Genomic DNA, 16,620 nt, shown 5'->3' on the forward strand with positions numbered 1-16,620 from the left:
GAGCATTGCACATGACCACGCAACCCGAGATCACCGCCGCCGGCCTGCCTGGCATGAGCGCAAGCCATCGCAACCTTTTCCTGCTTTTGCTGGCAATCGTCGCTGTGGCACCCTTCCTGGCCTATCCTTTGCTGGTGATCAAAGTGCTCTGCTTCGGGCTGTTTGCCCTGTCTCTCAACCTGATGCTGGGCAATCTGGGGCTGCTCTCGTTCGGTCATGCCGCCTATTTCGGCCTGTCCTCCTATGCTGCGGCCCATGCCGCGAAAGTCTGGGGCTTTACCCCCGAATTCGCGCTTGGCTTTGCGGTCCTGGTGGCCGTTGTGACCGGTGCGGTGTTTGGCGCGCTTTGCGTGCGCCGCCAGGGCATCTATTTTGCCATGGTGACACTCGCCTTCGCCCAGATGATCTATTTCTTCTCGCTCCAGGCTCCGTTTACCGGCGGCGAGGATGGCATCCAGAATGTGCCGCGCGGGGCGTTGTTCGGCCTCTTCTCGCTGCAAAGTGATATGGCGCTTTATGCCCTTGTCGCTGTCGTGTTCTTCGTCGCGGTGCTGGCCCTCTACCGTATCACCTGGTCGCCTTTTGGTCAGGTCCTGCGGGCGATCCGCGACAATGAACCGCGCGCGATCTCGCTGGGCTACCGCGTTGATCGCTACAAATGGACAGTTTTCGTGCTGGCCGCAGGTTTCGCCGGGCTGGCGGGCGGACTGAAGGCGATTTCCTTTCAGCTGGCGAGCCTCACCGATGTCTATTGGGGCATGTCGGGCGAGGTGGTGCTGATGGTGATGATCGGCGGCATGGCGACATTCTTCGGACCGCTGATCGGGGCGCTGCTGGTGATCTGGATGCAAAACGAGCTGGCGGCTTTCGGCGCCTGGGTCACCATCGTCCAGGGGCTGGTCTTCATGGCCTGTATCCTCGTCTTCCGCAAAGGCCTGCTCGGGACCATTGCCGACAGGCTGGGGCTTAAGGTCTGAGGATCATCAGGGTCGTCCGGCGTCGCCTCACAGGCACCGGACGACCGGGTTTCCCGGGGTTTTCATCCGTCGCAGACCTGGTCCCTGGCGAGCGTATGAAGTTGCAGATGGCGCATATCAAGCTGTCGCACAGCCGCCGTTTTTACTTCGTGCCTGCCCTCTGCAGACCTGTGATCTCTGCCATCGGGCCCGAACCGATGGCGCCTCGATGGCGTCGATGTCTGACGCGCACAGGCACGGCTTCCGTGGCCGCAGGGACCAGCCTAAAAGAAGAAGTGCCGCCGCGCTCCGCCTGCGGCCAGCTTCTCCACCAGCTTGCGGATTTGGTCTGGCCGGTTCGGCACGGATCTCCGATGCGGAACCTCATCGCCACGCGTGCCCTGTGCAACAGCAACGGAAATCGCTGCCTTGTGGACGTCCGGCCCGACAAGCGCGCTATGTTCCATTCGGTCTCTCCCCCGTTCCGGAGGCGCGGCGCCAGCCAATCTGGAGCAACCCTCGAACGGAGAATACCGCTGGAGAGGCCACCGACCTGGTCGGCTCCTCCAGAGATCACGGGGGCTAAGATCTGGTACCCATGCGCGGATCCTGCCGGGTCCACCGCCCCCGGCAGGCTGCAGGACAAGGGAATCGATCATGCTGCAGGCTTGCTCTCGCCTGTCTGAGCTGATTTCCGGGTGCCTAAAGCCGGGCGTTCGGGCGTGTGGCAGCCGACCCCGGCGACAAAAACCGCAGGAACCGGCCCGGAACGCAATTTGATGCTGCAACTGCGACAAAACTTTTGCGAGAGCATTTTGATCTGCACAATGCTTGTGGTATGAACTCTGCCATAGGTTGCAGCCCCGAGCGGGCGGCAGACACAGGTCATGCAGGAGATACCGCGATGAATTTCAAAGCCGGGGCAATTGTCGCCCTTCTGATCTTGCCCACGCTGGCACAGGCCCAGAGCGTAACTGCGCCCGCTCCCACGGGGACCGAACCTGCAGCGAATACCGGTGCTGCCGGTGGCGCGGCAGGCGGTGCAGCAGGCGGGGCCACCGGCTTCGGCCCGCTGGTCGGTACGCTGGGTGTGGGCGGAACCCTGACTGCGGCGGGCGCGCTGCTGGTGGTTGGCGCCGCAATCACCGGGGATTCCGATGGGCCCTCCACAACCCCGACCACGCCCTCGACGCCCTCGACCCCGTCGACCAACTGATCCGGCAGGGCTGACCCTGTCTCTCCTGACAACGGGATCGGCCCTGGTGGCCGGCCCCGTTCCTGTATCGGCCCCTGTTCGCCCATCTTCCTTTTCCCGGTTTTGCCTTTTCCGGCCCAATCACAGCCAGGCACCGCAAGGGCAGCTTCCACCGGCAGGTTTGTCGGCCGGATGTGAGTCCATGGCAGTGTCAGGTTGTTGCGGTGGGACTGGCGGCGACAGGGTCTCGCTCGGATTTTGACTCCTGATCCGGCCCGGCTGAAGGGGGCTCGCTTCCCGTGCAGCATCGTCGGTTACGCCGTTTGGATTTATAATCGGTTTCCAAAGATGTGGAGGTCCAGCCATTCATTGCGGACCGTTCTGTTATAACGCTCGACGTAAGCGTTCTGCTGCGGCTTTCCGGGCTGGATGTGGTTCAGGGCAATACCCTGCCTCTCGGCCCAGATCATCAGCGTTCAGCGGATGTAATCCGGGACCGTTTCCCCGACGAACGGGGTCAGCGACCGGACCACGCGCTCTGCCCGAAGCGAGAAGTCGACCTCGATGCCGAGGCCCTCTCGGTTGAAGCCGTCCAGCACGTTTAGCAGCCGGAACCGGCGGCCATCGGTCAATCGGTCAGCGATGAAGTCCATTGACCAGACCTCGCTCGGCGCCTCCGGGATGCTGAGTTCTTCAGGCTTGTCGCGTATGATCCTTGGCCTGGGCTTGACCCGCAGGTTCAGCTCCAGTTCGCAGCAGATCCGTTGGGCACGCTTGTGGTGCCAGGGCGTCCGCCATGGCCCTGAACCTCTGGCGGCTCATGGCGGCCGCCCTGGACGTTGCGCATGTGCAGGAAACATAGCCCCTGGCCCCAGGTCCCGGCCCGCCCCGCACGCCCCGGCGTATCGTCGGGGCAGACCTTAACACATGGAGAGAGAGGATGCGAACCAGACCTGTCCCTGAGACTGCAATCTTCGGCATCGATAGCGGCAAGAAGGTGTTCCACATTGTTGCCCTGAATGCGGCTGGAGGGATTGTCCAGCGCACCAAATTCTCGCGTGACATGTTAATGACCTTTTTTGACGCCGCGCCGAGAGCTCTGGTTGGCATGGACGACCTGACCCTGCGCAGTGCCGTTGAGATCACCGGGGCGCCGGAAAGCGCAACCTTCGCGGTTTCGGCAGCCAATCCCGAGGTCGTGGCCTCCATTGTCCGGATGGTGACGGCGCATGCGACGACGACGGATGATCAAGCAGGCTGGCGCTGTCAGGTCGCGACCAGCGATATCGGCGCTGTTATGACCGTCACGGGCGATGCCGCGCAGATCCGCGCGCTCGGCTTCATCCGCGTGATGACGGTGGGAATGCACCATCAGACCCATCACCGGGCCCTTGCCACGGGTGCCGCCCCGCACGACTGAACGGGATCAGGCGGCAGCGTAGCTCGTGAAGACACTGCCGCTGCCGTCCGGTCCGACAAGGATGACGTCATAGGCCTCGCGCTCGGACTCGGGTCCCATGCCGGGTGACCCGTAGGGCATGCCAGGCACCGAGAGACCGACAGCGACAGGTCGTTCAGCCAAAAGTCGGCGGATGTCGGCGGCGGGAACGTGCCCCTCGACCGTGTAGTCGCCGATGGTGGCGGTATGGCAGGAGGCGAGGTCTTCCGAAATGCCGCGCTCGCGCTTGAACATCTCAAGCTCCCCGATGCTGCGTTCCTCGAAGGTTACGCGAAAGCCGCTGTCGCGCAGATGTCCGATCCACCCGTTGCAACAAGGGCAACCCGGATCCTTTACGACGTGGATGGATTCGTCGCCCTCTGCAAGGGCCGGGGTTGCCGCAATGGCGGCCAGCCAAGGAACGGCGGCGAGAACCGTGCGCCGGGACAGTGTCATGATGTCGACCTTACATAGGGACTTTTCAGTAAACATAGCTGCTAGTTCGGGTATCGGCGAGCAAAGTCTAATGAACCCGGCGACCGATCACCGAAATGCTACTCTGGCCGCAGGTCCCCGGCTTGAACCAGCAGAACCCCGTGATTTCGTCGTCATCGGTGATTGTCCGCGTGACAACGCCGGGCAGCCCGGCAAAGCCCGGCATCATCCGTTTCGGATACCAGGCCATCGGCAGGCCGTCAAATCCGGGCACAGCGTCCAGCACCCGTGACAGCGCAATGGTGCAGCTGGCCTTTGGCACCGCACCATAGGCCATTGCCCGCTGCACGATCAGCGCTGCCACTTCCGGCGGCACCCCGACTGTCTGTTCAACAATGTCGCAGGTCTCGCGGGCCTGGCAGTCGAAGCAGAAATCCACCATCTTCGGGGTGATCCCGAAATGCATGTCGTTACCCTCGGGCAGCCAGGGGTGCCGCCATGGCAAGAAGACGTTTTTCATCGATGCACTGTCCCGCGTTCTTCGCAGCTTCTGCGCAATCGCTATGGAGTCCAGTAAGCTCTGCGCCAGTCCGGCTGGAAATTCTGAAGCTTGGCATTGATGCCGCAGCTTCAGAATTCGGGGGCTCGATCAGGGACACCAAACTGTCAGGTGACGGAAGCGGGCCATCCTGATAGATGTCTCAGACATGGCGTTCCTCACGTTTCGCATGCATCTCCTGATCCTCGCCGCCTATATGCTCGCGGCGATCCTTCCGGTATTGGCTCCGGGCGAACGGCAGCAAGCTCAGGCAGACCATGCGCAGATGATGGCGATTGCCGGCCATCTGGCGCATATGCCCGCGACGGACGGCCCGAACGACCTGACGCAGCAGCTGATCTGTCAGCAGCATTGCCTGTTCGCCGCTGCGGCCTTTCCTGCGCCGGATCGGGAAGCTGAAACTGTCGCGCGGTTCTCCGATGTGGAGGCTGGCGTCGACATCCTTGCTGCCTCGCTGGCCATTCCGCCTCCAGGACCGCCTCCCAAGATCGCCGTGATCTGAGCCTGCGGCTCCGGCATTCGCCGGGGCCGTTTGTCCAGTTCACGACGCGATACAGGAGAATTCGCATGTCGCCCCTTTCTCGCCGCGGCTTTCTGGCCGCTTCTGCGGCCACGACCGCCTCACTGATGCTTCCGGCCCGGGTCCGGGCCCAATCCAGCCGGTTGTCCCTGACCGCCGCCACCCGCACGATCGACGTGCGGGGCAAAGCGGCGACCGTCTGGGCGCTGCTGGACGGCAATGGCCGCTCTGGCCTTGTCCTTGATCCGGGCCAGGCATTCGCGGTCGATTTGGCGAACGCGCTGGCCGAGCCGACCATAATTCACTGGCACGGCCAGATCCCCGACAATGCGCAAGACGGTGTCCCAGACATGCCGATGCCGGTGCTGCAACCCGGCGAAACCCGTGCCTACGATTTTGTGGCGCGACCCGGCACGCACTGGATGCATGCCCACATCCCGGCGCACGAGATGATGCTGCTTGCCGCCCCGCTGGTCGTGCGACGGCCCGAAGACGTTGCTGCCGACCGGCAGGAGGTGACGCTGTTCCTGCACGACTTCGCCTTCAAGCCGCCCGCCGAAGTGTTGGCCGAGATCACCGGCGGTGCATCGATGGCCGATATGGATCACAGCCAGATGGGGCAGGGCGGCATGGATCATTCCGGGATGGACATGGGAGCGATGGTCCAGGCGGACATGATGGCGATGCCGGCTATGGATGGCATGGCGATGGACTTGAACGATTACAACTTCGACGCCTATCTCGCGAACGACCGCACGCTGGACGACCCCGAGGTCGTTCGGGTCGACAAGGGCGGGCGGGTCCTTGTCCGTATTATTAACGCCGCGGCGGCGACGGTGTTCTGGATCGATACCGGCACGCTGCCGGGGCGGCTGGCAGCGGTCGATGGCGAGCCAGTGCAGCCTTTGGCCGGCAGCCGCTTCGGCGTCGCAATGGGCCAGAGGCTGGACATCGAACTGGAGTTGCCGGACGAAGGCGGGGCATTCCCGATCCTCGCCTTGCGCGAAGGCGCGAGGGAAAGGACGGGTCTGATCCTCGCCACGCCGGGGGCGGCGGTGACCAGGATTGCCGAGATGTCGGAGGCCGACCATCCCGCCTTCAGCGGTGACCTGGCGCAGGAGGCCGCCCTGCGCGCGGTCACTCCGCTGCCCGAACGCGCGCCCACAGCGCAGCCGATGCTGATGCTGGGCGGGTCGATGATGCCCTATGCCTGGACGATCAACGGCCAGACCTGGGGCACCCATGTTCCGGTGACCGCAAAATCCGGCGAGCGGGTCGAGATCATGTTCCACAACATGTCGATGATGGCACATCCGATGCACCTGCATGGGCACGCCTTCCAAGTGGTGGGTGTGGGCATGGACCGGATCGCGGGGGCGGTGCGCGACACTGTTCACGTTCCGCCGATGGGCATGGTCACGGTTGCGGTGGACGCGGGCGAGGCGGCGCGGTGGATGCTGCACTGCCACCACATGCCGCATCTTTCGACCGGCATGATGACCGAGTTCGCGGTCTCGGCCTGATCCAGGCCCGGACCCGCAGCCTGTATGCGGGTCCGGACCCTTTCCCGGAGAGAGCGGACCCATGCCAACACTTATCGGACGCCGTGCCGTCCTTGGTGCACTCGCCGCGCCCCTCGTTGCAGGGTCCGCTGAGGCGCGCCCACCTTTTCGGTTGCGCAAGGATCCGCAACCGCTGCTGTCTCCGCCGATCCTCGACGAAACAGGCACTACGCGGAAACTCGACGACTTCGCCGGCCGGGTGATCCTCTTGAATATCTGGGCGACCTGGTGCCCGCCCTGCAGGGAAGAAATGCCGACACTTGACGGGCTCCGGTCCCGGCTGGGCGGCGCGGATTTCGCGGTGCTTCCGCTTTGCATCGACGACGCGGGGATCGGCAGGGGGCGACGCTTCTACGACGAAATCGGCATCGTCGATCTGCCGCTTTATTGGGCCGAAGCCCTTCGGGTTCAGCTTGCCCTTGCCTTCATCGGCCTGCCGACAACCTTGCTGATCGACCGGCAGAGCCGGGAGATCGGGCGTCTTCAAGGCCCGTTTGCGTGGGACAGCGAGGACGCCGTTGCCCAGATCGCTGGTGCCTTCTGAGGGATCGACCGGTGTTGGCCGAAGACCATTTGCCAAAGATCGGACCCCGGGCGGATGTCATTTCAGGCCGCCGGATAGCTGGTGAAAATCTCCAATTCTCCATCGCGGCGGATAAGCAGCACGTCGTAAGCGTCGCGGCTGTCCTCCGCCCCCCTGCCGGGCGAGCCGTAGGGCATATCGGGCACCGCAAGACCGACCGCTTCGGGGCGTTCAGCCAGCAACTGCCGGATATCGGCAGCGGGAACGTGACCTTCAGGCGCATAGCCATTGACCACGCCCGTATGGCAGGAGAAGGCCTTCGCCGGGACGCCCTGGTCCATCTTGAAGCGGATCAGCAGCGTTCCCACCGACACTTCTTCCGTCACGGTGAAGCCTTGCTCGCGCAGGTAGTCCACCCAGGCTTCGCAGCATTCACAGTCGCGTCCCTTGACGACTTGGATCAGTGGTTCAGCCTGCGACCACCCATAACTGACACATGCACGATCAGAAGGGTGACATTTTAACTTTGCCATATGGCGACAGTTCTACTTTGCGCGGTGAGTTCAAGACAAAAAGCGACAACTCGGCGGCACGGCACGGCAACCGTAGCGAGCCTGAGAAAGCAGTCATCCTTGCGTAGCACAGCGAAATCGCTGCGTGGGCGACCTGAGCGGGGGAGCTCGGTCGCCCCTCCCTCAGAAAAAACGGCTCCGCTGGGCCTGAAACGGCGGTTTGCAACCTTGCCCTCTATGGTCTTTCGTTGGGATCTGGCCTGCCACAGAGCCCCCGCTTTCTCCACTCACCAGGCCGTTTTCCTGCGAATAGTCCTCCTCATCAGCTACTGAAAGAAACGGCAAATAGTCGTCAGTTTCTATATTTCTGCCTCTCGGCATGCCACCCGCGCGATCTGGACTCCTTTATCGGCGGCCTGGACCGGCTGGCAGAAGGTGGTCCTCTCCACCGGGACTGGCTCGTCATCCCAACCGCGGCGCATCGTTTGCACTGCCCGACCGACCGGGTCACGGCTATGATTCTGAAACTTCATATCCCCCTGCGCCGTGATATTGGCTGCGACAGCAGGTTCCGGGCGTTCCGGGTACATCTGCCCACTCTGCGCGAGGCGATTGCCAGTCCTGCCGACGGGGCTTTGCCTCCGGGAACGGCGGCTCGAATGCCCGGCGTGGACATCCGGACGCTGCGCGCCCTGATCGGCGGCGCGTATGTGCAGAGCGTCACAGCAGTCGAGCCCCAGAGCGGGCGGCATCGCCGTGACACAGCTGGCCGCCGGCACCCGCCGCACCCCCGGTGCCGAAGCCATCATCCAGGCTGATCGCGGCATCGGACCCCTGTCGCTTCCGGAGCGATGTCAAACGATCTGCCGTCGCGCCGATATCGGCTGAACGAAAACAGTGGGCCGGGATGCACCGGCCATTCTGCTTTGCCGGGGCGGGACAACCTATGTGGCAAAAATGGACAGCGGAGTGCGCCATTCAGAAAGTGGTCTCTGACTTCATTGGTTTTTTTGGCGCACCAATGGAACATCTACATGGCACTTTTCACCCGATCTGAAAGCAGAGGGCACCCCGCAAGGCTCACCACGAACCAAGGAGAGCCACAAATGGCAAAGCATCAAACCATCTTCGCTCGTCTCGATCCGCGCCCCGGTCGCGGCAAAGAAAGCACCCAGTTCCGGGTCTGCCACGGTCCCAGGGTCACGCGGGGTTTCCACCGCCTTGCCGTGGTCTTCTCGGGCGGGCCGTCGATCTGACCAGCGTTGAAAACGCGATCCAATGCCTGGCCTGACTACAACGGAGAAAGGGGCACACCCGGCCAATGGTCGACTTTTGCAACAATGCCTATCCGCAGTCCGATCGCGTCTTGTGCAATAAATTTCAACATCAAGAATTTATACCAGGGCTGCTTGACGTATTCGACCGGGGCGCTTTAGCCTCACCTTGCAACATTTTTCATGCTGCGCAGAAACAACCAGGGTTGGCGGGGAGGCTGACCTGTAACGGGCGCTGCGACCTGATCGCAGAGGGAGGAATTACATGAAGATCAGTTCCAGGGCGGGGCGTTTGGCCACCGCAGCGGCTGTGGTATGCCTGATGCAGACCGGCGCCGCACAGGCAGAGGGCGCGCTGGCATGCGAGCCGGGCGAGACCTATGTGATGAACGTGATGGTCTCGGGTCACCCCTATTGGGTGCCGGTCTATCAGGGCTTCAAACAGGCTGCCGAGGCCTTTGGCTGTGAGACCGTATTCTCGGGCACACCGGATTACGACATCACCAAACAGGTTGCGTCTTTTGACCAGGATCTGGTCAAACAGCCCGCCGGTATCTTGCTGCACCCGATGCAGTCTGACCCCTTCATCGAGCCGATCAACCGCGCCATCGACAGCGGCATCGACGTGGTGACCTTTGCCGCGGACAGCCCGCTGTCGAAACGCACGGCCTATGTCACCTCTGACAACCTGGCCGAGGCGAAGTTCGCGGCAGAAGAGATCGTCAAACAGGTTGGTGAAGACGCGGAATATGCCGTTCTGGAAAATCCCGGCCAGTCCAACCATGACCTGCGGGTGACCGCGCTTCTGGACTATATGGGTAAAAACTACCCGAATATGAAACTGGTGGGCCGTCAGGCGACCAACCAGGACACGACCGCCGCCTATCGCGCAACCGCTGCAATCCTCCAGGCCAATCCGAACCTCAAGGCGATCTGGATCCCCGAGGCAGGCTCGGCCGAGGGTGCAGTGACCGCGATCCTTGAGGCCAAGGCCGATGTTCTGGTGATGCATGCCGATATTACCCCGGCTACGCTGGAACATATCCGCGCCGGGAATATCCATATGGCGCTGAACCCGAACCAGGGCATTCAGGGCTATATGGGCTTTATGGCGCTGTTCCTGGCCGCCCATGCTGACCGTTTCGATCCGTTCAACGACTACAAGGTCTCGGGTTATAATCCGGTGCAGATCCCCTTTATCGACAACGGCTTTGCGGTGATCACCAAAGAGAACGCCGACAGCTTTGATCTGAACGTCTACATGGAAGGCCGCGATCCGAACTGACGGATCCCAGCCCCCCGGGTCACGCCGCAAGGGCCGCGGCGTGATTTGCCCTTCAACCTGAAAAGCCGGTATGCAGATGGTTCAGGATATCGTTCTCGAAGTCAGAGGTGTCACGAAAAGCTTCGGACCGGTCCGGGCGCTCAGAGGTGTTGATCTGTCGCTGCGACGTGGTGAAATCCATGCTCTGGCTGGCGAAAATGGCGCCGGGAAATCGACGCTGATGAATGTCATCAACGGGATCTTACAGCCCGGCTCTGGCAAGATTTTCTGGGAGGGGCGCGAGGTCAGCATCGCTTCTCCCATCGAGGCACAGGCCCTTGGCATCGGCCTGGTGCATCAGGAAATCGCGCTTTGCCCCGACATTTCGGTGGCCGAGAACATCTTTATGGCGGCGACCAATACCAGTCGCGCCCCCTTTATGGATTTTCGCGGGCTGGAGCGCAAAGCCGCAGAGATCCTGCGCCAGTTTTGCAACCTGGACCCAAAACGTCTTGCCGGGGATCTGCCAATTGCCTCGCAGCAACTGGTCGAGATCGCCAAGGCGCTGACGCTCGACTGCAAGGTGCTGATCCTGGACGAGCCGACCGCCCCACTGACCAACCGCGAGGCGGGTGCGCTGTTTGCCATCATGCACGAGCTGGCAGCGCGGGGCATTGCCATCATCTATATCTCGCATCGCATGGCCGAGATTTTCGACCATTGCGACCGCGTGACCGTGCTGCGCGATGGCCAGTATATCACCACTATGGAAATTTCTGAGATCACCCCCGATGACGTCGTCAATGCGATGGTCGGTCGGGTGCTGGGCGATCTTTATCCGGCCAAAGCCGCCCCCGGCGTGATCGGCGACATTTTGCTGGAGGTCGAGGGTCTGTCGGACGGGCGCCGCTATCACGACATTTCATTCCGGCTCAGACGGGGTGAGGTGCTGGGGATCGGCGGGCTGATCGGCTCCGGCCGCAGCGAGATCGTCAAGGGCATCTGCCGGCTGGAGGGCACCCCCGAAGGCCGAATGCGGCTGGCGGGCGAGGCCTTCGCCCCCGTCACCTATCGCGACAGTATCCGCGAAGGGCTGGTCTATCTTTCCGAAGACCGCAAAGGCGATGGCGTTTTTCTGGAGATGTCGATCTCCTCCAACATCTCTGCGCTGAATCTGTCGCGGGTCGCGGGTCGGGGCGCGATGATTTCCGACCGCCGCGAGACTGTGCTGGCAAAAGAACTGGGCGCAAAGCTCGGGCTGAAATGCGGCAGTTACAGCGATCCTGTCTCCTCGCTGTCAGGCGGCAACCAGCAAAAGGTTGCGATTGCCCGCCTGCTGGCCGTGGCACCGCGCGTCATCATTCTTGATGAGCCGACACGCGGCGTCGATGTCGGGGCCAAGGCCGAGATCCACCGCATCCTGCGCGATCTGGCCAACCAGGGCACCGGCATCATCGTGATTTCATCCGAGATGCCCGAGCTGATCGGCGTCTGCGACCGCGTGCTGGTCGTGCGCGAAGGCCGCCTGCAAGGTCAGGTCGAAGGCGCGAAAATGACCGAAGAAAACATCATGCAACTGGCCTCTGTCGAAGGGCCGTCCCGAACAGCCGCTCACGCTGCAGGCTGAGGATCACGCGATGGAGAAGATGATGAACGTGACCGAAACCGCCAGGCGGCCAGAACGCAGCTGGCTTTATAACCTGCTGAAAATGCGTGAGACCGGGCTGATTGCCATCATCTTGATCCTTGTGGTCGTGATGTCCTTCGCATCGCCCTATTTCCTGACCTGGCTGAATGTCCGCGCCATGATCATGGCCTTTGCGGTCGAGGGGATCGTGGTGGTCGGCATGACGATCCTGCTGATTTCAGGCGGGATCGACCTTTCGGTCGGTTCCGTCACGGCGCTGGCGATGGTGATTGGCGGGCTTTTGTTCCTGAACGGTTTTGACCCCTGGGTGGCGTCTGCCATTGCGATCTTGGCCTGCACGGGGATCGGCGCGCTGATGGGCTTCTTTGTCACTTACGTCGGGTTGCACCATTTCATCGTCTCGCTTGCGGTGATGGTGATTGCGCGCGGATTGTGTCTTCTGGGCACCGAAGGGCGACCCTTAAGCCTGTTCTCCCTGCCAGAAAGCTTCAAATTCATCGGTCAGGGCTCCGTCGGGCCGATCCCGGTGGTGATCATTATCTTCGTGGTCGTGGTTGTGTTCTTCGACGTGCTGCTGCGCCGCTCGACCGCCTTTCGCCGGGTGTTCTATACCGGATCGAACGAAAAAGCCGCCGCCTATGCCGGAATCCGCACCAGGCGGGTGATCTTCCTGACGACCACGCTTTGCGCGGGCCTCGCGGGGCTGGCCGGGGTGATCTATATGGCGCGCTTCGGATCGGCCCAGCCCACCTTTGGCATCGGGATGGAGCTGAACGTGATCGCCGCCGCCGTGATCGGGGGCGCAAGCCTCAAGGGTGGCTCGGGCACGATCTTTGGCGCGATCCTTGGCACGGTGCTGCTCTCGGTCGTCTCCAGCTCGCTCGCGCTTCTGGATGTCTCGGTCTACTGGCAGGATATCATTCGCGGCTCGATCCTGCTCGCAGCGGTGACGGTCGACCATTACCTGAGCAAGCGGCGCAGATAATCACGGGAAAGGGGGGGGCATCATGAACGACGATCAGATCGACTATGAGCTGGCACGGCAAATCCAGATGGTGCTGGTTCTGCATTTCCTCGAAGGAATGCGGCAGTCAGAGATTGCCACGCGGCTGAACCTTTCCACTTCCAAGGTCAATCGGCTCATCGCGCAGGGGCGCCGGATGGGTATGGTGCAGATCCATATCAGCAGCCCCTGGCAGCGCCTGACCGATCTGGAACAGCGTATCGTGGCCGTCAGCAGCCTGAAGTCGGCGGTGGTCTGCCCGACGCTTTCGGAAAAGCCTGACACCCTGCTGGGTGAGGTCGGGCGGGCGGCGGCAACCCTGTTGCTGGAGAACCTGCGCGACGGCGATGTGCTGGCGATCACCGGCGGCAAGGCCATCTCGGCCGTGGTCGAGAAACTGGCACCGGAACGCGCGCTTGATGTCACCGTTGTGCCGCTGACCGGCGGCGTACAGGGAAAATATTACACCGACGTCAATCATCTGGTCTCACGGATGGCCGAAAAGCTGGGCGGCAGGGCGATGCTGGTCCATGCGCCCCTGCTGGCCGAGAACCCGACGCAGCGCGAGATGCTTTGCGGCATGCATCCGGTGAAAGAGGTTTTCGATCTGGCGCGTGGGGCCGATGTTGTTGTGGCCGGGATCGGCTCTATCGCGCCGAAAGGCTCCAGCTATTACGATCTCGCGCCCTTGTCCGAGGCCGAGGGGCAGATGCTGGTCAATCTGGGCATCGCGGCGGAATTCATGGCCTATCTGATCGGGCGCAGCGGCTCTGTCGCGGATTTCGCGCAGAATGCCCGGCTGGTGGCTGTCCATCCGTCAGAGCTTGCAACCTGCCGCCAGGTGATTGGCGTGGCCACCGGACTTCATAAAATCGACCCGATCCGCGCAGTGCTGCGCGGCGGGTTCATCGACACCCTGGTGATTGACGAGCGAACCGTCGAGACGATCATCACCACCCTTGAAGGAGAGCGTCATGTCGCATGACATGCTGAACCGCGCCATCGGCAAATCGGGGATCATGGCTTCGGCCATCGGACTTGGCACCTGGGCCATCGGCGGCTGGATGTGGGGCGGCACCGACCGTGCGGCTTCGATCGCAGCCATCCGGGCCTCGATTGACGAGGGCGTCAGCCTGATCGACACCGCCCCTGCCTATGGCAAAGGTCTGGCCGAGGAAATCGTGGGCGAGGCGATCCGGGACCGCCGTGACAAGGTCGTTCTGGCCACCAAATGCGGCCTTGTCTGGCACACGCAAAAGGGCCGGCATTTCTTTGACTACGACGGCCAGCCCGTGCATCGTTATCTGGGCCGCGACGCGATCATCCATGAGGTCGAGGAAAGTCTGCGCCGCCTGAAGACCGATTATATTGACCATTACATCACCCATTGGCAGGATCCGACCACTCCGATTGACGAGACAATGGCCGCGCTGGAATCCCTGAAACAGACGGGTAAAATCCGCTCTGTCGGCGCCAGCAATGTCTCATCTGCCGAGCTGCGGGATTATCTCGTGGCCGGACAGATGGATGCGATCCAGGAAGAATACTCGATGGTCAAACGCGACATCGAGACCAGCCTGCTGCCTTTGTGCCGCAAGAATGGCGTGGCGGTGCTGAGCTATTCATCTTTGGCGCTTGGACTGCTGGGAGGCCGGATCGGGCCGGATCGTGAATTTTCGGGCGATGATCAGCGCAGCAACAATCCGCGCTTTTCGCAGGAAAACCGCCGCAAGGTAGCGGCTTTGATGCAAGAGATCACGCCATTGGCCGAGGCCCAGGGCGCCACGCTGGCGCAGGTGGTGATTGCCTGGACCCTGCAACAGCCGGGCATCACCTTCGCGCTTTGTGGCGCACGCAACCCCGAACATGCGCGCGAGAATGCGGCGGCGGGCCGGTTGCGGCTGCCCCCCGCAGACATCACCCTGATCTCTGATGCCGTGGCCCGGCATCTGACCGACCTCGACGGCTGAGGCTTCGCCTCTTTGTCCTTCCAACAATGCCGGAGTGGTTCCGGCAACCGGTGAATCATGTCCAGAACCCGTGCCGATGAAATCGATAGCCTGCGCCAGAACGCGCATTTCGACGTGATGGTCGTAGGCGGCGGTATCAATGGAATCGGCGTCTACCGCGAACTGGCCCTGCAGGGCCTGCGGGTGCTGCTGGTCGAGCGCAATGACTTCTGTTCGGGTTGTTCGTCGGCGCCGTCCCGCATGATACATGGCGGGCTGCGCTATCTGGAAAATGGCGAAGTCTCGCTGGTGCGAGAATCCCTGGCAGAACGCGACAACCTCTTGCGAAACGCCCCGCATCTGGTGCATCCGCTGCCGACGACAGTGCCTGCCGCCTCGCGCTTCAGTGGGATTTTCAACGCGGCGGCGGGCTTTTTCGGCGCGAAAGGCAAGCCAAAGCCGCGTGGCATCGTGCCGATCCGCCTTGGCCTGACGCTTTACGATCTGCTCACCCGGCGCAATCGGCTCCTGCCACGCCACCGTGCGCATTCACAGGTCGAGACGCGCCGCCTCTGGCCGGATCTGACGCCGGATGCCCGCTGGTCGGCGACCTATTTTGACGCCTGGGTCTCGCACCCGGAACGGCTGGGGCTGGAGCTGATCCTCGACACGGCCAGCGCCGCGCCGCAATCCATCGCGCTGAATTATGCTGAGGTCGCACCGGGCCCTGAGGGTTTTCGCCTGACCGAGCAGGTCAGCGGCGAGACGCTGACGGTCACCGCGAAACTGGTCGTCAATGCCAGCGGGGCCTGGGTCGATCAGACGGCCCGGTCCCTGGGGGCGAGCGGGCAAAAACGGCTGGTCTCGGGCACCAAGGGCTCGCATCTGATCCTGGACAATCCGGCGCTTTATAAGGCGCTGAACGGCCATATGATCTTTTTCGAGAATGCCGATGGCCGGGTCTGCATCACCTTCCCCTATCTGGGCCGTGTGCTGGCGGGATCGACCGATATCCGGGTTGAAACCCCCGGCCGCACCCGCTGCGAAGCGGAAGAGATGGATTACATCCTGACCTCGCTGCGCGGTGTTTTCCCCGCGATCGGCCTTGATCCGTCGCAGATCCTGTTCAGCTATTCCGGGGTTCGCCCGCTGCCGGTCAGCGATCATGATTTCACCGGCCGCATCTCGCGCGGTCATTTCACGCAGCGGATTGACGGGCCGGTGCCGCAGATCTGCATGGTGGGCGGCAAATGGACCACCTTCCGCGCCTTTGCCGCACAGGTGGCCGATGAGGCGCTGGCCGAGCTGGGTGCGCCGCGCCTGCGTCAGACCGATGATCTGGCCATCGGCGGGGGCCATGATCACCCGGGCGAAGACGAACTGACCAGCGCCTTGCAGACCCGATTTGACCTGAAACCAGATCGTGCCCGCCATCTGGCGCAGACCTATGGCAGCCGTGCCTTTAACCTGCTCGCGGGGGGCGCAACGGAGGAACCGCTCTCGCTCAACTGCCCGCTTTCGCGGCAGGAACTGCACTGGATCCTGCGCCATGAGCGGGTTCTGCATCTGAGCGATCTGCTTCTGCGCCGCTCTGATCTGGCGATCACCGGGTGGCTGGACGCGCGCATGATCTCTGCCGCCGCCGCGCTGATGGCGGAGGAATTTGGCTGGGATGATACGCGGCGCGAGGCCGAAATCTCGAGCCTGACCGATGAACTGGCCCGCTTTCACGGCGTTGCCCCCGAGACATTGATTTCCCGAAATGAAAGGACCTGATCCAAT

16 protein-coding genes and 1 pseudogene are annotated in these 16,620 nt (G+C 62.4%); 13 read left to right on the forward strand and 4 right to left on the reverse strand.

Annotated elements, in window-relative coordinates:
• The first annotated feature begins 11 nt into the window (after nt 1-11).
• Together JC607_RS05280 and JC607_RS05285 are read left to right on the forward strand one after the other, a co-directional pair.
• Nucleotides 12-977, forward strand: a complete 966-nt coding sequence (locus JC607_RS05280) for a branched-chain amino acid ABC transporter permease (RefSeq protein WP_198835902.1) — start codon at nt 12-14, stop codon at nt 975-977.
• Between the two features lie 883 nt (nt 978-1,860).
• Entirely contained in the window at nt 1,861-2,172 is a 312-nt protein-coding gene (locus JC607_RS05285; protein ID WP_198835903.1) for a hypothetical protein, read from the forward strand.
• 323 nt (nt 2,173-2,495) lie between these two features.
• Here the strand turns inward: JC607_RS05285 and JC607_RS05290 are convergent.
• Nucleotides 2,496-3,025 (reverse strand): annotated as a pseudogene (locus JC607_RS05290) (integrase core domain-containing protein); the annotation flags it as partial.
• A 66-nt stretch (nt 3,026-3,091) separates the two neighbouring features.
• Here JC607_RS05290 and JC607_RS05295 point away from each other — a divergent pair.
• Nucleotides 3,092-3,571, forward strand: a complete 480-nt coding sequence (locus JC607_RS05295) for a hypothetical protein (RefSeq protein ID WP_198835944.1) — start codon at nt 3,092-3,094, stop codon at nt 3,569-3,571.
• A gap of 6 nt (nt 3,572-3,577) precedes the next feature.
• Here the strand turns inward: JC607_RS05295 and JC607_RS05300 are convergent, their stop codons facing one another.
• Both JC607_RS05300 and JC607_RS05305 read right to left on the reverse strand, forming a co-directional pair.
• The gene (locus JC607_RS05300; RefSeq protein WP_198835904.1) at nt 3,578-4,045 is read right to left on the reverse strand and encodes a DUF411 domain-containing protein; all 468 of its coding nucleotides are present in this window, start codon (nt 4,043-4,045) and stop codon (nt 3,578-3,580) included.
• A gap of 67 nt (nt 4,046-4,112) precedes the next feature.
• The gene (locus JC607_RS05305; RefSeq protein WP_198835905.1) at nt 4,113-4,544 is read right to left on the reverse strand and encodes a hypothetical protein; all 432 of its coding nucleotides are present in this window, start codon (nt 4,542-4,544) and stop codon (nt 4,113-4,115) included.
• A gap of 235 nt (nt 4,545-4,779) precedes the next feature.
• Here JC607_RS05305 and JC607_RS05310 point away from each other — a divergent pair, with 235 nt between their 5' ends.
• The 3 genes from JC607_RS05310 (at nt 4,780) to JC607_RS05320 (ending at nt 7,209) form a co-directional block, all read left to right on the forward strand.
• Entirely contained in the window at nt 4,780-5,085 is a 306-nt protein-coding gene (locus JC607_RS05310) for a hypothetical protein (protein WP_198835906.1), read from the forward strand.
• 65 nt (nt 5,086-5,150) lie between these two features.
• Nucleotides 5,151-6,626 carry a multicopper oxidase family protein gene (locus JC607_RS05315; protein ID WP_198835907.1) on the forward strand — a complete coding sequence of 492 codons (1,476 nt, stop codon included), beginning with the start codon at nt 5,151-5,153 and terminating at the stop codon, nt 6,624-6,626.
• Nucleotides 6,627-6,687: 61 nt separating this feature from the next.
• On the forward strand, nt 6,688-7,209 hold the full coding sequence (locus JC607_RS05320; RefSeq protein ID WP_233092677.1) for a TlpA disulfide reductase family protein: 522 nt from the start codon (nt 6,688-6,690) through the stop codon (nt 7,207-7,209).
• Nucleotides 7,210-7,271: 62 nt separating this feature from the next.
• Here JC607_RS05320 and JC607_RS05325 read toward each other — a convergent pair whose 3' ends face one another.
• On the reverse strand, nt 7,272-7,604 hold the full coding sequence (locus tag JC607_RS05325; protein WP_370584754.1) for a DUF411 domain-containing protein: 333 nt from the start codon (nt 7,602-7,604) through the stop codon (nt 7,272-7,274).
• 1,202 nt (nt 7,605-8,806) lie between these two features.
• Here JC607_RS05325 and JC607_RS05330 point away from each other — a divergent pair.
• The 7 genes from JC607_RS05330 (at nt 8,807) to JC607_RS05360 (ending at nt 16,614) form a co-directional block, all read left to right on the forward strand.
• The gene (locus JC607_RS05330; RefSeq protein ID WP_198835909.1) at nt 8,807-8,956 is read left to right on the forward strand and encodes a hypothetical protein; all 150 of its coding nucleotides are present in this window, start codon (nt 8,807-8,809) and stop codon (nt 8,954-8,956) included.
• 283 nt (nt 8,957-9,239) lie between these two features.
• Nucleotides 9,240-10,259: a substrate-binding domain-containing protein gene (locus JC607_RS05335; protein ID WP_198835910.1), complete on the forward strand. Its 1,020-nt coding sequence runs from the start codon at nt 9,240-9,242 to the stop codon at nt 10,257-10,259.
• Nucleotides 10,260-10,329: 70 nt separating this feature from the next.
• On the forward strand, nt 10,330-11,865 hold the full coding sequence (locus JC607_RS05340; protein WP_233092679.1) for a sugar ABC transporter ATP-binding protein: 1,536 nt from the start codon (nt 10,330-10,332) through the stop codon (nt 11,863-11,865).
• Nucleotides 11,866-11,875: 10 nt separating this feature from the next.
• Complete coding sequence (locus JC607_RS05345; protein ID WP_198835911.1) at nt 11,876-12,871, forward strand: ABC transporter permease; 996 nt, start codon at nt 11,876-11,878, stop codon at nt 12,869-12,871.
• 22 nt (nt 12,872-12,893) lie between these two features.
• Nucleotides 12,894-13,874: a sugar-binding transcriptional regulator gene (locus JC607_RS05350; protein WP_198835912.1), complete on the forward strand. Its 981-nt coding sequence runs from the start codon at nt 12,894-12,896 to the stop codon at nt 13,872-13,874.
• Entirely contained in the window at nt 13,864-14,859 is a 996-nt protein-coding gene (locus tag JC607_RS05355; protein WP_198835913.1) for an aldo/keto reductase, read from the forward strand. Before JC607_RS05350 ends, JC607_RS05355 begins: the two co-directional genes overlap by 11 nt.
• 57 nt (nt 14,860-14,916) lie before the next feature.
• Entirely contained in the window at nt 14,917-16,614 is a 1,698-nt protein-coding gene (locus tag JC607_RS05360) for a glycerol-3-phosphate dehydrogenase/oxidase (RefSeq protein ID WP_198835914.1), read from the forward strand.
• Nucleotides 16,615-16,620 lie beyond the last annotated feature (6 nt).

It is taken from the genome of Paracoccus sp. IB05, assembly GCF_016405985.1.
Lineage (GTDB): Bacteria > Pseudomonadota > Alphaproteobacteria > Rhodobacterales > Rhodobacteraceae > Pseudogemmobacter.

Bases quoted from the DNA above. Each gene is read 5' to 3' on its own strand.
- JC607_RS05280 (WP_198835902.1), top strand. From the start codon at position 12: ATGACCACGCAACCCGAGATCACCGCCGCCGGCCTGCCTGGCATGAGC.
- JC607_RS05285 (WP_198835903.1), top strand. From the start codon at position 1,861: ATGAATTTCAAAGCCGGGGCAATTGTCGCCCTTCTGATCTTGCCCACG.
- JC607_RS05295 (WP_198835944.1), top strand. From the start codon at position 3,092: ATGCGAACCAGACCTGTCCCTGAGACTGCAATCTTCGGCATCGATAGC.
- JC607_RS05300 (WP_198835904.1), bottom strand. From the start codon at position 4,045: ATGACACTGTCCCGGCGCACGGTTCTCGCCGCCGTTCCTTGGCTGGCC.
- JC607_RS05305 (WP_198835905.1), bottom strand. From the start codon at position 4,544: ATGAAAAACGTCTTCTTGCCATGGCGGCACCCCTGGCTGCCCGAGGGT.
- JC607_RS05310 (WP_198835906.1), top strand. From the start codon at position 4,780: ATGCTCGCGGCGATCCTTCCGGTATTGGCTCCGGGCGAACGGCAGCAA.
- JC607_RS05315 (WP_198835907.1), top strand. From the start codon at position 5,151: ATGTCGCCCCTTTCTCGCCGCGGCTTTCTGGCCGCTTCTGCGGCCACG.
- JC607_RS05320 (WP_233092677.1), top strand. From the start codon at position 6,688: ATGCCAACACTTATCGGACGCCGTGCCGTCCTTGGTGCACTCGCCGCG.
- JC607_RS05330 (WP_198835909.1), top strand. From the start codon at position 8,807: ATGGCAAAGCATCAAACCATCTTCGCTCGTCTCGATCCGCGCCCCGGT.
- JC607_RS05335 (WP_198835910.1), top strand. From the start codon at position 9,240: ATGAAGATCAGTTCCAGGGCGGGGCGTTTGGCCACCGCAGCGGCTGTG.
- JC607_RS05340 (WP_233092679.1), top strand. From the start codon at position 10,330: ATGCAGATGGTTCAGGATATCGTTCTCGAAGTCAGAGGTGTCACGAAA.
- JC607_RS05345 (WP_198835911.1), top strand. From the start codon at position 11,876: ATGGAGAAGATGATGAACGTGACCGAAACCGCCAGGCGGCCAGAACGC.
- JC607_RS05350 (WP_198835912.1), top strand. From the start codon at position 12,894: ATGAACGACGATCAGATCGACTATGAGCTGGCACGGCAAATCCAGATG.
- JC607_RS05355 (WP_198835913.1), top strand. From the start codon at position 13,864: ATGTCGCATGACATGCTGAACCGCGCCATCGGCAAATCGGGGATCATG.
- JC607_RS05360 (WP_198835914.1), top strand. From the start codon at position 14,917: ATGTCCAGAACCCGTGCCGATGAAATCGATAGCCTGCGCCAGAACGCG.